Consider the following 14,699-nt stretch of genomic DNA (forward strand, 5'->3'; position numbering starts at 1 on the left):
TCATTCAGGCTTCGCAAACGTTTGCTGTAGGCCGATTTGACGAATTACGGCAATACGCTTGCGTGAGGGCGGAGTCCGCCCCCAGCGTTTATGGCTAATCGGTTATTGGTCGATACTGACGCCCGAGAACACGTTGCGACCGAAGGGACTGACCTTGAACCCTTCGACTTTGGCGCTCAACGGCTGGTTGACCGTCGAGTGGGCGACCGGCGTGATCGGTACCTGCTGCTTGAGGTACTGCTGCGCCTGTTTGTAGAGCACGGTGCGTTGGTCGCGGTCGGTGACGACCTTGGCCTGCTTGATCAGCTTGTCGTAGGCCGGATCACACCACATGGAGTAGTTGTTGCCGCCAATGGCATCGCAGCTGTACAGCGTGCCGAGCCAGTTGTCCGGGTCACCGTTGTCGCCGGTCCAGCCGATCAGGCTGATGTCGTGCTCGCCGTTCTTGGTGCGCTTGATGTACTCGCCCCATTCATAGCTGACGATCTTGACCTTGAGGCCGATCTTCGCCCAATCCGCCTGAAGCATTTCGGCCATCAGCTTGGCGTTGGGGTTGTACGGACGCTGGACCGGCATGGCCCAGAGGGTGATTTCGGTGCCTTCCTTCACGCCGGCAACCTTGAGCAGTTCCTTGGCTTTTTCCGGGTTGTAGGAGGCGTCCTTTATGGTGTCGTCATAGGACCACTGGGTCGGTGGCATGGCATTGACCGCCAGTTGACCAGCGCCTTGATAGACGGCGTTGAGAATGCCTTGCTTGTTCACCGCCATGTCCAGCGCCTGGCGCACTTCGAGCTGGTCGAAAGGCTTGTGCCGGACGTTATAGGCAATGTAGCCGAGGTTGAAGCCGGGTTTCTCGATCAGTTGCAGTTTCGGATCATTCTTCAGTGCGGTCACGTCGGCGGGGCGCGGGTGCAGGGTGATCTGACACTCATTGGCCTTGAGCTTCTGCACGCGCACCGAGGCGTCGGTGTTGATGGCAAAAATCAGGTTGTCGAGCTTGACCCGGCTCGGGTCCCAGTACTGCTTGTTGCCGCTGTAACGGATGTTCGAGTCTTTCTGGTAGCTCTTGAACATGAACGGCCCGGTGCCGATCGGCTTCTGGTTGATCTCGCTCGGCTTGCCGGCCGCCAGCAACTGGTCGGCGTATTCGGTCGAAAGGATGGCGGCGAAGCTCATGGCGATGTTCTGGATGAACGCGGCGTCGACGTTGTTGAGCGTCATCACCACGGTCAGCGGCCCGGTCTTCTCGACCTTGGCAATATTCTTGTTCAGGCTCATCCCGTTGAAATACGGGAACTCGGTCGGATAAGCCTTACGGAACGGGTGCTGCGGATCGAGCATGCGATTAAACGTGAACAGCACGTCGTCGGCGTTGAAATCGCGGGTCGGCGTGAAGTATTTGGTCGTGTGAAATTTCACCCCCTCGCGCAGGTGAAACGTGTACTTGAGGCCGTCCTCGGAAATATCCCAGCGGGTTGCCAGGCCAGGTACGACATTGGTGGCGCCTTTTTCAAACTCTGCCAAACGGTTGTACAGCGGCTCGGCGGCGTCGTTATCGGTCGCAGTGGTGTACTGCGCGGTGTCGAAACCGGCGGGGCTGCCTTCGGAGCAGAACACCAGGCTGTTATTGGCGGCCTGGCTGATGGAAGTGGCGGCCAGCAGGCCGGTGCCCAGTAATGCGGATAAAACCAAGGAATGGCGCATGACGCTCCCTCTTTTTGTAGTGTTATTCAATGCGCCGCGATCCCGTCCGGGGACGTTGTGGCGGCATTGAGCTCAAACCAATACGGGCAGCAAACCGATAGCCCACACAGTCACTGGTCAGAACCCGACGGTAGGTGCCGTGGGTCTGGCAGTAAATGCGCTGAGTCCTAAAGACTCGTAGGAAAAGGCAACGCGTCCTAACCCCTGGCTGCGTCAGACAGCGGATTTGGATGTAGGCAGATTCCTAGCTTCTCGGCAGAAAAAAGCAGCGGCGACGCTGAAAACGTCGCCGCTGCCTTTTCTTATTTGCTGACGCTGACGCCGTAGAAGGAGTTCAAGCCAAATGGGCTGATCTTGAAGTCCTGCACGTTGGCGCGCATGGGTTGGAACACCGTCGAGTGAGCGATAGGTGTGTATGGAACAGCATCTTTGAGGACGTGTTGCGCCTGTTTGTACAGTTCGGTGCGCTTGGCCTGATCGGTGGTGCGTTTGGCTTCCTTGACGAGGCCGTCGAATTTCTTGTCGCACCATTTGGAGAAGTTGTTGCCACTCAGCGAGTCGCAGCCGAACAGCACGTTGAGCCAGTTGTCCGGGTCACCATTGTCGCCGCTCCAGCCGATGATCATCGCCTGGTTCTCGCCGCCTTTGGAACGTTTGATGTACTCGCCCCATTCGTAGCTGGTGATCTTCACGTTCAGGCCGATCTTCTTCCAGTCGGACTGCAGCATTTCAGCCATCAGCTTGGCATTCGGGTTGTACGGACGCTGTACCGGCATCGCCCACAGAACGATTTCGGTGCCTTCCTTGACGCCGGCTTCCTTGAGCAGCTGCTTGGCTTTCTCAGGATCGTACTTGGCATCCTTGATGGTGGTGTCGTAGGACCATTGGGTCGGCGGCATGGCGTTGACGGCCAGTTGGCCTGCGCCCTGATAAACCGAGTCGATGATCTGCGGCTTGTTGACTGCCATGTCCAGCGCCTGACGAACGCGCAGGTCGGCCAGCGGGTTCGGCTCGTTGCTGCCCTTGACCTTGTCCATCACGTTGTAGGCGATGTAGCCCAGGTTGAAACCGGCCTGGTCAGGCAGCTTCAGATCCTTGTCTTCTTTCAGCGCTTTCAGGTCGGCTGGACGCGGGAACAGGGTGATCTGGCACTCGTTCTTCTTCAGCTTCTGGATACGTACCGACGGGTCGGTGGTGATGGCGAAGATCAGGTTGTCGATCTTCACGTCATCAGGCTTCCAGTAGTCCTTGTTCCCGGTGTAGCGGATGTTGGAGTCTTTCTGGTAGCTCTTGAACACGAACGGGCCGGTGCCGATCGGTTTCTGGTTGATGTCGGCAGTCTTGCCTTCCTTGAGCAGCTGGGCAGCGTACTCGGCGGACTGGATCGAGGCGAAGCTCATGGCCATGTTCTGGATGAACGCAGCGTCTACATCTTTGAGGGTGAACTTGACGGTGTGGTCGTCGACTTTATCGATCTTGGTGATGTTGGTGTCCATCCCCATGTCGGTGAAGTACGGGAATTCGGTCGGGTACGCCTTACGGAACGGGTCATCCTTGTTAATCATGCGATTGAAGGTGAACAGCACGTCGTCGGCGTTGAACTCACGCGTCGGCTTGAAATACGGGGTGGTGTGGAACTTGACGCCTTCACGCAGGTGGAAAGTGTAAGTCAGGCCGTCGCTGGAAATGTCCCACTTGGTCGCCAGGCCAGGAATCACGGCGGTGCCGCCGCGCTCGAACTGGGTCAGGCGGTTGAACATGGTTTCTGCAGAGGCGTCGAAGTCGGTTCCGGTGGTGTACTGACCTGGGTCGAAACCGGCCGGGCTTCCTTCGGAGCAGAACACCAGGTTAGACGCCGCTTGGGCGAAAGGTGCACTGGCTAACAGGCTTGCGCCGACTAAAAACGGAATGACCGCGTGTTTAAGCATGGTGGCCTCATGATTTGTTGTCATTTTTGGAATTAGAGGACGACCTCGTGAGTCGACCTGCGGATACTTATGCAGGGGCCGTACCCAATGCAAGATCCTGAATGGCCACAAGTCCTAAAGAGTGGCACGAACGTACCTTAATGTCGCATATGTATAAATAGTGACGTATTTGACCGTTTGCACAGGTTTTTTACGGTGCAAAACGCGCACCGATAAGGGGCAACCGGGGCGTCTGACGCACCCGGTTGGAGCCTGGTGTTACTTATTTATACCCACGCCATAGAACGGAGTGAGGCCAAACGGGCTGATCTTGAAGTCGGTGACTTCCTTGCGCAGTGGCTGGAACACCGTCGAGTTCGCAATCGGTGTGATAGGTACTTGTTGTTTAAGGATTTGCTGTGCCTGTTGGTACAGTTTGACCCGTTGCTGTTTGTCCGTGGACACCTTGGCTTGCTGCACCAGTTTGTCGTAGGCCGGGTCACACCATTTGGCGTAGTTGCTACCTTTCACCGCAGCGCAGCTGTAGAGCACGCCGAGCCAGTTGTCCGGGTCACCGTTGTCGCCGGTCCAGCCGTAGATCATCGCGTCATGCTCACCATTCTTGGCGCGCTTGATGTACTCGCCCCATTCATAGCTGACGATGTTGGCCTTGATCCCGACTTTCTCCCAATCCTGCTGGATCATCTGTGCCGACATCCGCGCATTGGGGTTGGAGGCGCGCTGCACGGTCATGGCCCACAAATCGATGGTGGTGCCGGGGGCAACCCCTGCTTCTTTCAGTAGCGCGCGGGCTTTGGTCGGGTCGTGCGGGGCGTCCTTGATGCTCGGGTCATACGACCATTGCGCCGGTGGCAAGGCGTTTTGCGCCAGTTGCCCGGCACTCTGGTAGACAGCCTTGATGATCGCCGGCTTGTCGATGGCCATGTCCAGCGCCTGGCGCACCTTGAGTTGGTCCAGCGGCGGGTGGGTCACGTTGTAGGCAAGGAAGCCGAGGTTGAAACCGGCTTGCTTGAGCACCCTTAGATTCGGGTCTTGCTCCATCACTTCGATGTCTGCCGGGCGCGGGTAGCCGCTGACCTGGCACTCGCCGGCCTTGAGTTTTTGCAAGCGCACGGCGGCGTCCGGGGTGATCGAGAAAATCAGGTTGTCGAGTTTCACGTCCTCGGGTTTCCAGTAGGCCTTGTTGGCGGCGTAGCGGATCTGCGAGTCCTTCTGATAGCGCTTGAACACGAACGGGCCGGTGCCGACCGGTTTCTGATTGAGGTCGGCGGCTTTGCCTTCCTTTAACAGTTGGGCGGCATATTCGGCGGACTGCACCGAGGCGAAGCTCATGGCGAGGTTTTGCACGAACGCGGCGTCGACGTTGTTCAGGCTGAAGCGCACGGTGTGGTCGTCGATCTTGTCGATGCTTTTGATCGTGGTGTTCAGGTCCATGTCGGTGAAATACGGCGACTCGGCGGGGTAGGCTTTGCGGAAGGCGTTTTCCGGGTCGAGCAGGCGCTGGAAGGTGAACAGCACGTCGTCGGCGTTAAAGTCGCGGGTGGGGGTGAAGTAGTCGGTGGTGTGGAATTTCACGCCGTCGCGCAGGTGGAAGGTGTAGGCGAGGCCGTCTTCGGACACGTCCCATTTTGTTGCCAGACCGGGTTCGATTTCGGTGCCGCCGCGTTTGAATTGGGTGAGGCGGTTGAAGACGGTTTCGGCGGAGGCATCGAAGTCGGTGCCGCTGGTGTATTGGCTGGGGTCGAAGCCGGCGGGGCTGGCTTCGGAGCAGTAGACCAGGGTGGTGGCGGCTTGGGCGGTTTGTGCGAGTGATGCGGTTGTGGCGAGGGCGAGTGCGAGCAGGAGTGGTTTGACGGTGGTTCTTTCCATGGAGTCCCCGGGGTTTGCGCGGTGATGTTTTTTTGAGGGTAGCGTTGTTGGCGGGGAGGGTGGAAATATCGTTTTTTGAGGGGGACCCCTCTATCTGGGCATAGTTGGGCGGGGCGAGGCTTGCCCGCGAAGGCGGCAGATCAGCCAGCATATATCCTTAGGCAGGAACTGAAATCCCACATGGAAGATTTGGAATGACTCGAATTGTTGAAATCCTGATGTACACCTTGAAACCGGGATCAGGATTGGATTTCCATCGAATAATGCGGGAAGCAAGCGTTCCGCTTCACTTAAAGGCGGGTATGGATGTTGTTTCTTATGGCGGCTCTTTGCATGACGATGACAGTTATCACTTAATTCGCTCCTACGAGAGCGAGAATCATCGCCAAGCCTCTCAAGATCTTTTTTACTCAAGTACTGATTGGAAGCAAGGTCCGAGGGCAGACATCATCAGTCGGATTGAAGTAAGCACAACGACTGTTATGACGCTCACTCAAGAGGCGATTGATGCCATCAGAGCTTCCCATAAATCTATCCAGAGCTGATGCTCAATCAGCATAGGCATTCACTGACATTCACCATGTTGTCGGTGAAACGTGCGTTGGACAAGGTCGATCCGCAGGGGTAAGCAGGCGTTCAGTCAGTTTTACCGGGTTATCGTTCTTCGCGGGCAAGCCTCGCTCCTACGGGGGGTAGGAGTACACAAATGCTGCGTACAACAAAATCCCGTAGGAGCGAGGCTTGCCCGCGAAGGCGGCGGATCAGTCACTACAAAACTGACTGACCCACCACTGCATCAAGGCATCAACACTTCAATCGCCCCATCCGCCGTCATGCTGACCTGGCTGGTGCCGGCTTCAACTTCTGGCGTCACCGGTGCCGAATCCATGCCGGCGGCGGCTTTCATCATCATCGGCCCGCGCATGTACGGTTGTGGATAACCGTTGCTGTTGAGGTTCAGATTGACGATTTTGTAGCTCTTGCCGCCCAGGGCGTCGGTGGCGAGTTGGGCGCGGGCCTTGAAGGCGCTAACGGCTTCTTTGAGCAGGGCGTCTTCGCTGGCTTTGCGGGTTGGGGTGGCGATGGCGAAGTCCATGCCGCCCATTTTCAGGTCGGTGAGCAGTTCGCCGGTGAGTTTGGACAGGGCGGCGAAGTCCGAGCTTTCCAGGCGCAGTTCGGCGCGTTCACGCCAGCCGGTGATTTTCTGGCCTTTGGTGTCGTAGATCGGGTAGCTGTTGCGGCTGCCTTGGCGCAGGGTGATGTCTTTGACTTGTTTAGCCTGGGCCAGTGCCTTGTTCATGGTGGTGCTGACGTCGGCGGCGAGTTTGGCCGGGTCGGTGTTTTGTTCTTCGGTGTAGAGGGTCACGATCATCAGGTCGCGGGCCACTTCCTGGCTGACTTCGGCGCGCAGGGAGATCTGGTTGTAATGCAGCTCGTCGACGGCCAGGGCCGGGAGGCTGGCGGCGGTGCCAACGCTTAAGGCAAGAAGGGCGGCGCTGCGGCGCAATGTGTGCATGAAAAGCTCCTTGGACGATGCGCAGGGGTTAGGGTCCGAACCTGCGTGAAACCATCAGACTCTAGCTTCAACGATACGGTTCGCCCAGTTACAACTTCTATACAGTCTCAACCGGTGCCGGGCTTTTGTGGCGAGGGAGCTTGCTCCCGCTCGGCTGCGAAGCAGTCGCAAAATCGGTATGCGTGGTTTGTCAGTTTCACCCGGTTGAATGGTTTGGGCCTGCTTCGCAGTCCAGCGGGAGCAAGCTCCCTCGCCACAGGGGGGCTCATCGGCGAAGCATTCACTTATAAATCCATGAGCCGCAACTGTGGTCGTTTGCCGCACTTTCGCCTCTCAGGCCCGCGGCTTGGTTATACTCCGTGCGATCCGCCTGGAGCGCTCATCAGGAGAGCTCATGCTCGCCCCCGTACAACTGACTTCCGCCACTCGCCAGAACCTCTGGCGGCTGACTTTCATCCGGATTCTGGTGCTCGCCGCCCAGGCCGGCTCCGTGGGCCTGGCCTACTGGCTCGAACTGCTGCCATTGCCGTGGGTGCAACTGGCAATGACACTGGGCTGTTCGACGCTGTTGTGTGTGTTCACCACCGTGCGCCTGCGCACTTCGTGGCCGGTCACTGAGCTTGAATACGCCCTGCAACTGGCCTGCGACCTGTTTATCCACAGCGCCTTGTTGTTTTTCTCCGGTGGCTCGACCAACCCGTTCGTCTCTTATTACCTGGTGCCGCTGACCATCGCCGCCGTCACGCTGCCGTGGCGCTATTCGGTGATTTTGTCGGGTATCGCCCTGGCGCTGTATACGTTGCTGCTGGCGCGGTTCTATCCGCTGGAAACCTTCCCCATCGCCCGGGAAAACCTGCAGATCTACGGCATGTGGTTGAGTTTTGCCTTGGCCGCCGCCGTCATCACCTTCTTTGCTGCACGCATGGCCGAAGAGCTGCGCCGTCAGGAAGAGCTGCGTGCGATCCGCCGCGAAGAGGGCCTGCGAGATCAGCAATTACTGGCCGTCGCGACTCAGGCTGCCGGTGCCGCCCATGAACTGGGCACGCCGCTGGCGACCATGAGCGTGTTGCTCAAAGAGATGCAGCAGGATCACCCCGACCCGATGTTGCAGGACGATTTGAAGGTTTTGCAGGATCAGGTCAAGTTGTGCAAGGAAACCTTGCAGCAGCTGGTGCGCGCCGCCGAAGCCAACCGTCGCATGGCGGTGGAAATGCAGGACGTCACCGACTGGCTCGACGAAGCGCTCAACCGCTGGCACCTGATGCGTCCTGAGGCCAGTTATCGCTTCCAGCGTCTGGGCCAGGGCACGGTGCCGCGCATGGCGCCGCCGCCGGATTTGACTCAAGCGCTGTTGAACCTGCTGAACAATGCCGCCGATGCCTGCCCTGAAGGCTTGCAAGTGACCCTGGACTGGACTGCCGAAGACCTGACCATCAGCATTCGCGACCATGGCGCCGGTGTGCCGTTGGCCATTGCCGAGCAGATCGGCAAACCGTTTTTTACCACCAAGGGCAAAGGTTTCGGCCTGGGCCTGTTTTTGAGCAAGGCCAGCGTGACACGCGCCGGCGGCTCAGTGAAACTCTACAGTCATGAGGAAGGCGGCACGCTCACCGAGCTGCGCCTGCCCCGTGTCGCCCGAGGAGACGAACATGAGTGACGAGATCCAAGTTGAAGGCGAAGAACTGCCGCATTTGCTGCTGGTAGACGACGATGCAACCTTCACCCGCGTGATGGCCCGCGCCATGGCCCGCCGTGGTTTTCGCGTCAGCACCGCAGGTTCCGCCGAAGAGGGCCTGACCATCGCCCAGGCCGATATCCCTGATTACGCCGCGCTGGACCTGAAAATGGACGGCGATTCGGGCCTGGTGTTGCTGCCCAAGCTGCTCGAACTCGACCCGGACATGCGCGTGGTGATCCTCACCGGTTACTCGAGCATTGCCACCGCCGTCGAGGCAATCAAGCGCGGCGCCTGCAATTACCTGTGCAAACCGGCGGACGCCGATGACGTGCTGGCCGCGTTGCTCTCCGAGCACGCCGACCTCGACACCCTGGTGCCGGAAAACCCGATGTCCGTGGACCGTCTCCAGTGGGAGCACATTCAGCGCGTCCTGACCGAGCACGAAGGCAACATCTCCGCCACGGCCCGCGCCCTGGGCATGCACCGCCGCACGCTGCAGCGCAAACTGCAGAAGCGCCCGGTCCGTCGCTGAACGAGCGCTGAACGGTTATCGCCAGCCCTCGCGATCACACGAGCCGATCATCTATGATCGGTTCGTGTGTGTTCTTTTCTTTATTGAGCCTTATCCATGAATCAGAACGCTGAATATTCCGCGGTCAATGATGCTGTGCGCGGGCAGTTTTTTCGCAAAGTCTGGGCGATGACCACGCCTTACTGGCGCAGCGAAGAGAAGGGCAAGGCCTGGACGCTGTTAATCGCGGTGATCGCGCTGTCATTGTTCAGCGTGGCGATTTCGGTGTGGATCAACAGTTGGTACAAGGATTTCTACAACGCCCTGCAGAAGAAGGACGAAGCGGCGTTCTGGCAATTGATCCTGTATTTCTGTGGCATCGCGGCCGTGGCGATTCTCGGCGCGGTGTACAGGCTTTACCTGACCCAGATGCTGACCATTCGCTGGCGGGCCTGGCTCACCGAAAAGCACTTCGCCCGCTGGCTCGGCAACAAGAATTACTACCAGCTGGAGCAGGGCGGTTACACCGATAACCCGGACCAGCGGATTTCCGAAGACCTCAACAAATTCACCACCAACACCTTGGGCCTGGGCCTTGGTCTGATCCGTAACGTCGTCAGCCTGGTGTCGTTCTCGATCATTTTGTGGGGCGTGTCGGGCAGCATTGAAGTGTTTGGCTTCACGATCCCCGGCTACATGTTCTGGTGCGCGCTGGTTTACGCCGCCGTCGGCAGCTGGCTGACGCATGTGATCGGTCGTCGCTTGATCGGCCTCAACAACAACCAGCAACGTTTCGAAGCCGACCTGCGTTTCTCCATGGTACGGGTTCGCGAGAATGCCGAAAGCATTGCGCTGTACAACGGTGAACCGAATGAGAACCGTCGTCTGAGCAGCCGCTTCGGCCTGGTCTGGCACAATTTCTGGGACATCATGAAAGTGTCCAAGCGCCTGACCTTCTTCACCGCCGGTTATGCGCAGATCGCAATCATCTTTCCGTTCATGGTCGCCGCGCCGCGTTACTTCGCCGGCAAGATCGAGCTTGGAGAGCTGATGCAAATCAACTCCGCGTTCGGCAACGTGCAGGAGAACTTCAGCTGGTTCATCAGCGCGTACCAGGACCTCGCCGAGTGGCGTGCCACCTGTGATCGTCTGCTGAGTTTCCGTCAGGGCATGACCGACAACGAAGAGCGCGCGCCGGCCATCGATGTGCAGAATCAGGGTTCGGCGCTACGGGTGCACAACCTTGGTCTCGACCTGGCTGACGGTCGTCATCTGCTGACCAATGCCGACATGATCGTGGAGGAGGGCGAGCGCGTCATGCTCAGCGGTCGTTCCGGCAGCGGCAAATCGACCTTGCTGCGGGCGATGGGGCACCTGTGGCCGACCGGCCACGGCAGCATCCGCCTGCCAACAGCGCGTTATCTGTTCCTGCCGCAAAAGCCCTATCTGCCGATCGGCAGCCTGCGCGAGGCGTTGAGTTATCCACAGCCGGGCGACACCTACCCGCACGAGCGCTACGTCCACGTGCTTGAAACCTGCCGCTTGCCGCACCTGGTTTCGCGTCTGGATGAAGCCAATCACTGGCAGCGCATGCTCTCGCCGGGTGAGCAGCAACGCCTGGCCTTCGCCCGTGCGCTGCTGTATGCGCCGCAATGGCTGTACATGGACGAAGCCACTTCGGCGATGGATGAAGAGGATGAAGCGTCGCTGTATCAGGCGTTGATCGATGAGTTGCCGGGCTTGAGCATTGTCAGCGTCGGCCATCGCAGCAGCCTGAAACGTTTCCATCCACGGCATGTGCGCATCGAGAATGGCCACCTGGTGGACCAGGCCGTCACTGCCTGAACCTGTGGGAGCGTGGCAGGCCACGCTCCCACAGGTCAACGGTGATCGTACAACCTGCATGCGCTATGATGCGGTTTCAGCCGCTTTTTCGAGACCGATGTTCACCATGGAAAACCCGATCGACGCACCTCGCCTCCCTCGCAAGCGCCGCAGCCTCGCACAGGAATTGGTGACGGTGTTGTCCGAGCAGATCCGCGACGGTCAGCTCAAGCGTGGCGACAAGTTGCCCACCGAGTCGGCGATCATGAATGCCCATGGCGTCAGCCGCACCGTGGTGCGTGAAGCGATTTCCCGTTTGCAGGCCGCAGGGCAAGTGGAAACCCGTCACGGCATCGGCACCTTCGTGCTCGACACCCCGAGCCCGAGCGGCTTTCGTATCGACCCGGCGACCGTGGTGACCTTGCGCGATGTATTGGCGATTCTGGAGCTGCGCATCAGCCTGGAAGTGGAGTCCGCCGGCCTTGCCGCGCAACGTCGCAGCCTCGAGCAGTTGGCCGCGATGCGTGAGGCGCTGGACGCCCTCAACGAAAGTGCCGCCCACGCCGGCGATGCCGTGGCGTCGGACTTCCAGTTCCATCTGCAAATCGCCCTGGCCACCGGCAACCGCTACTTCACCGACATCATGACCCACTTGGGCACCAGCATCATTCCGCGCACACGCCTCAACTCCGCGCGCCTGGCCCATGACGACCAGCAACACTACATGAGTCGTCTGAGCCGTGAACACGAAGAGATTTACGACGCGATTGCCCGCCAGGATTCCGATGCGGCGCGGGCGGCGATGCGCTTGCACCTGACCAATAGCCGTGAGCGGCTGCGCCAGGCACATGAAGAGGCGCAGGCGCAGCGAGGATAGGCTTGCAGGTTGGGGATTTGTTGCCTGACAGATGAGGTCAGTGGCCCTCCTGGAATATGTCAGTCAGTCCTCAAAATCGAACGATCCACTCTCACCGCCAACTCAGCAGCCCCAGGTTTGGCATCGAAGACCGCATGCCCCTGGTCATCCACGACCGCGCGAGCAACCGGCAAGCCCTTCGACAGCAACTCCAGCGGCGCACCTTTCAGCGATTGGCCAGAAGCCAATTCCAGTTTCAATTTGATAGTCATCAGTGATCTCCTTATCAGGCATTGGCCGCTGAATTCAGCACGCCGGTTGGTTTGTAGTCCTTGAGCAGCAGATATGTGCTCCAGCCCCACCAGTCATCCACGGTCGCGGTATCGTTGAGGTTGTTGACATCCTTGCGCCGCAACACCTTGCTGCCCTCGACCCTGAACAGTGGCGAGAAATTGCCTGCCGGGTTCAGCACCGCTTGCAGGTCCGGCAGCTTTTTCAGCGCAGCAAAGCTGCCGGGCGACGGCGCAAGGCCACTGAGATACGCCGCGAACACTTCATCCGCAGACACCTGAACCGCTTGATTCACCTGCGTGCGGTTAGCGCTGTCGATCGCGTCGAAATAGCGTTTGTCGCCGTAGGCGTGCCAGTGATCGCCGTCGCCATTGCGCACGTTGAGGCCGAACTTGCTGTCTTCGTCGTGCATGAAGCGGGTGATCAACGAGCCCAGATCACTCGGCGTGACCGCCGCCGCCAACTGTTTACGCGGCACTCGCAAATGCCCTGCGGAAAACAGGTCGGTGAGGGAGTGGTCGGCAAAAGCGTTCATCGCATAGGCCAGCTCCAACTGCTTTTCATCGCCGCTGTTGTGGGCCAGCACCGCTTGTTGCAACGCGGCCGTGTGCCCGGCGATGTAAGCCAGCAGCGCCCATTCGCCAAAGTGGTCGGCATTGTTGGCGGCCAGTTTCAGATAACGCCCCAAAGGGAATAACGCCGAGACGAAACTGCCGCCGCCAGTGATCTTGTTCCACTCTTCCGACAACGTATCTCCGAGGGCCTCATAAGCCTCGTGAGGCTGTTTGCCGTCCTTGATCGCCTGATTCACCGCGGCGATTTCCTTTTGCATCACACCAAGAATCAGCTTCGCCTCGGCGTTTGACGCCGGCAGCATCGCCAGGGAGTTGAAGGCGTTGGTAAAACGCTGGATTCGCTCCTGGGCTGTTGCACCTTCGCTGATTGGTTGCTCGGGAATTCCATAAAAATCACCCCCCAGCGCGATCACTTGACCATAGGTCAATGCCAGGCCATTGGGCAGATGCAACGGCACCTGCCAAGCCGGTTGCGCAGGCGCATCCTTGGCGAAACGCAGCAGGGTGCTGTCGCCGATCGCAGTATGTTCAGCACCCTCGAACCTCAACGAGGGCAAGCCTTTCAGCGGGTTTTTCGGTGGCGTCGGCAGCCGGCCACGGCGCTGATGCTTGAGGCTGTGATGACTTCCGGCGGTGAGTTTAAGCGTGGCGCCATCGCCGGAAACGGCGATGCCGTGCTCGGTAAAAAGATCATCCAGATCGGCGATGATCTGTCGGGTGTTTTCCTTCGGTTGTGCGTGTAGACCTGACATTTCTAGCTCCTTGATATGTCGTAGGCAAAGTTCAAATTAACTGTATGTATATACAGTTATCTGGATCGTAGATGAGAAATCTCCTACGTCAAGGAGTTACCTTTTCTGACTCAAATTCCGAGGGCAGCGATGAAATGCAGTTGACGGTTGTATTTTAAGTTGTACGATGACCTATAACTTCGGCGAAGGCTGAACGGTTTTCTCACACAATGTTGCTACCCAGGGTGTTCGAATAATGAATCCACAAGAACTGAAGTCCATCCTCTCTTCCGGCTTGCTGTCGTTCCCGGTCACCGACTTCAATGCCCAGGGCGACTTCCATCGCGCGGGCTACATCAAGCGTCTCGAATGGCTGGCCCCATACGGCGCCTCAGCGTTGTTCGCCGCGGGCGGTACCGGTGAGTTCTTCTCTCTGGCGGCCAGCGAATATTCGGAAATCATCAAGACTGCGGTCGACACCTGCGCCAGCAGCGTGCCAATCCTCGCCGGTGTCGGCGGTTCGACCCGCCAGGCTATCGAGTACGCTCAGGAAGCCGAGCGCCTGGGCGCCAAAGGCCTGTTGCTGCTGCCGCACTACCTGACCGAAGCCAGCCAGGACGGCGTTGCCGCCCACGTTGAAGCCGTGTGCAAATCGGTGAAGATCGGCGTGGTGGTCTACAACCGCAACGTCTGCCGCCTGACCGCTCCGTTGCTGGAACGTCTGGCCGAACGCTGCCCGAACCTGATCGGCTACAAGGATGGCCTGGGCGATATCGAACTGATGGTGTCGATCCGTCGCCGCCTCGGCGATCGCTTCAGCTACCTGGGTGGCTTGCCGACCGCTGAAGTCTACGCCGCGGCCTACAAGGCTTTGGGCGTGCCGGTTTACTCGTCGGCGGTGTTCAACTTCATCCCGAAAACCGCGATGGATTTCTACCACGCCATCGCCCGCGAAGATCACGCCACCGTCGGCAAGATCATCGACGACTTCTTCCTGCCGTACCTGGATATCCGCAACCGCAAGGCCGGTTACGCGGTGAGCATCGTCAAGGCCGGGGCAAAAATCGCCGGCTATGACGCAGGCCCGGTGCGTGCACCGCTGACCGATCTGACGGGCGAAGAGTTCGAAATGCTCGCCGCGCTGATCGACAAGCAGGGTGCGCAGTAACACTCGATAAAACCAGGGCCGCTGAGCAATCAGCGGCTTTTTGCGTGA

The 14,699-nt window shown here is 58.9% G+C and carries 12 protein-coding genes; 6 read left to right on the forward strand and 6 right to left on the reverse strand.

From position 1 onward, the window contains the following. Positions 1–102: 102 nt before the first annotated feature. The 3 genes from AC1RO5_RS12385 to AC1RO5_RS12395 form a co-directional block, all read right to left on the reverse strand. Positions 103–1,704 carry an ABC transporter substrate-binding protein gene (locus tag AC1RO5_RS12385; RefSeq protein ID WP_493175117.1) on the reverse strand — a complete coding sequence of 534 codons (1,602 nt, stop codon included), beginning with the start codon at positions 1,702–1,704 and terminating at the stop codon, positions 103–105. A 302-nt stretch (positions 1,705–2,006) separates the two neighbouring features. Further along, the gene (locus tag AC1RO5_RS12390) at positions 2,007–3,632 is read right to left on the reverse strand and encodes an ABC transporter substrate-binding protein (RefSeq protein ID WP_493175122.1); all 1,626 of its coding nucleotides are present in this window, start codon (positions 3,630–3,632) and stop codon (positions 2,007–2,009) included. Between the two features lie 258 nt (positions 3,633–3,890). After that, positions 3,891–5,501 (reverse strand): ABC transporter substrate-binding protein, encoded by a 1,611-nt coding sequence (locus AC1RO5_RS12395; protein ID WP_493175124.1) that lies wholly within the window; start codon positions 5,499–5,501, stop codon positions 3,891–3,893. A 194-nt stretch (positions 5,502–5,695) separates the two neighbouring features. On the opposite strand from AC1RO5_RS12395, the gene AC1RO5_RS12400 reads away from it, so the two are divergent. After that, a complete protein-coding gene (locus AC1RO5_RS12400; protein WP_493175127.1) occupies positions 5,696–6,046 on the forward strand; it encodes an NIPSNAP family protein in 351 nt (116 codons plus the stop codon). Between the two features lie 251 nt (positions 6,047–6,297). Here AC1RO5_RS12400 and AC1RO5_RS12405 read toward each other — a convergent pair whose 3' ends face one another. Continuing rightward, the gene (locus AC1RO5_RS12405) at positions 6,298–7,017 is read right to left on the reverse strand and encodes an SIMPL domain-containing protein (RefSeq protein WP_493175129.1); all 720 of its coding nucleotides are present in this window, start codon (positions 7,015–7,017) and stop codon (positions 6,298–6,300) included. 394 nt (positions 7,018–7,411) lie between these two features. Between AC1RO5_RS12405 and AC1RO5_RS12410 the strand changes: the two genes are divergently transcribed. The 4 genes from AC1RO5_RS12410 (at position 7,412) to AC1RO5_RS12425 (ending at position 11,907) form a co-directional block, all read left to right on the forward strand. Next, on the forward strand, positions 7,412–8,674 hold the full coding sequence (locus tag AC1RO5_RS12410; protein WP_493175131.1) for an ATP-binding protein: 1,263 nt from the start codon (positions 7,412–7,414) through the stop codon (positions 8,672–8,674). Continuing rightward, positions 8,667–9,227 (forward strand): response regulator transcription factor, encoded by a 561-nt coding sequence (locus AC1RO5_RS12415; protein ID WP_017336511.1) that lies wholly within the window; start codon positions 8,667–8,669, stop codon positions 9,225–9,227. The genes AC1RO5_RS12410 and AC1RO5_RS12415 overlap by 8 nt, the downstream gene beginning before the upstream one ends. Before the next feature lie 96 nt (positions 9,228–9,323). Continuing rightward, on the forward strand, positions 9,324–11,051 hold the full coding sequence (locus AC1RO5_RS12420) for an ABC transporter ATP-binding protein/permease (RefSeq protein WP_493175134.1): 1,728 nt from the start codon (positions 9,324–9,326) through the stop codon (positions 11,049–11,051). Positions 11,052–11,157: 106 nt separating this feature from the next. Beyond that, a complete protein-coding gene (locus AC1RO5_RS12425; RefSeq protein ID WP_493175136.1) occupies positions 11,158–11,907 on the forward strand; it encodes a FadR/GntR family transcriptional regulator in 750 nt (249 codons plus the stop codon). A 59-nt stretch (positions 11,908–11,966) separates the two neighbouring features. Here the strand turns inward: AC1RO5_RS12425 and AC1RO5_RS12430 are convergent, their stop codons facing one another. Beyond that, the gene (locus AC1RO5_RS12430; protein WP_493175138.1) at positions 11,967–12,158 is read right to left on the reverse strand and encodes a hypothetical protein; all 192 of its coding nucleotides are present in this window, start codon (positions 12,156–12,158) and stop codon (positions 11,967–11,969) included. 14 nt (positions 12,159–12,172) lie between these two features. After that, the gene (locus tag AC1RO5_RS12435; RefSeq protein WP_493175142.1) at positions 12,173–13,504 is read right to left on the reverse strand and encodes a phospholipase; all 1,332 of its coding nucleotides are present in this window, start codon (positions 13,502–13,504) and stop codon (positions 12,173–12,175) included. A 235-nt stretch (positions 13,505–13,739) separates the two neighbouring features. On the opposite strand from AC1RO5_RS12435, the gene kdgD reads away from it, so the two are divergent. Further along, complete coding sequence (gene kdgD / locus AC1RO5_RS12440; protein ID WP_493175144.1) at positions 13,740–14,651, forward strand: 5-dehydro-4-deoxyglucarate dehydratase; 912 nt, start codon at positions 13,740–13,742, stop codon at positions 14,649–14,651. The last annotated feature ends 48 nt before the right edge of the window (positions 14,652–14,699 follow it).

It is taken from the genome of Pseudomonas sp. GW822-FHT02G04 (genome assembly GCF_058802085.1).

Excerpts from the sequence above, each read along its gene's own strand:
- AC1RO5_RS12430 (WP_493175138.1), bottom strand. The coding sequence starts at position 12,158 with ATGACTATCAAATTGAAACTGGAATTGGCTTCTGGCCAATCGCTGAAA.
- AC1RO5_RS12390 (WP_493175122.1), bottom strand. The coding sequence starts at position 3,632 with ATGCTTAAACACGCGGTCATTCCGTTTTTAGTCGGCGCAAGCCTGTTA.
- AC1RO5_RS12420 (WP_493175134.1), top strand. The coding sequence starts at position 9,324 with ATGAATCAGAACGCTGAATATTCCGCGGTCAATGATGCTGTGCGCGGG.
- AC1RO5_RS12405 (WP_493175129.1), bottom strand. The coding sequence starts at position 7,017 with ATGCACACATTGCGCCGCAGCGCCGCCCTTCTTGCCTTAAGCGTTGGC.
- AC1RO5_RS12415 (WP_017336511.1), top strand. The coding sequence starts at position 8,667 with ATGAGTGACGAGATCCAAGTTGAAGGCGAAGAACTGCCGCATTTGCTG.
- AC1RO5_RS12435 (WP_493175142.1), bottom strand. The coding sequence starts at position 13,504 with ATGTCAGGTCTACACGCACAACCGAAGGAAAACACCCGACAGATCATC.
- AC1RO5_RS12385 (WP_493175117.1), bottom strand. The coding sequence starts at position 1,704 with ATGCGCCATTCCTTGGTTTTATCCGCATTACTGGGCACCGGCCTGCTG.
- AC1RO5_RS12410 (WP_493175131.1), top strand. The coding sequence starts at position 7,412 with ATGCTCGCCCCCGTACAACTGACTTCCGCCACTCGCCAGAACCTCTGG.
- AC1RO5_RS12395 (WP_493175124.1), bottom strand. The coding sequence starts at position 5,501 with ATGGAAAGAACCACCGTCAAACCACTCCTGCTCGCACTCGCCCTCGCC.
- kdgD (WP_493175144.1), top strand. The coding sequence starts at position 13,740 with ATGAATCCACAAGAACTGAAGTCCATCCTCTCTTCCGGCTTGCTGTCG.
- AC1RO5_RS12400 (WP_493175127.1), top strand. The coding sequence starts at position 5,696 with ATGACTCGAATTGTTGAAATCCTGATGTACACCTTGAAACCGGGATCA.
- AC1RO5_RS12425 (WP_493175136.1), top strand. The coding sequence starts at position 11,158 with ATGGAAAACCCGATCGACGCACCTCGCCTCCCTCGCAAGCGCCGCAGC.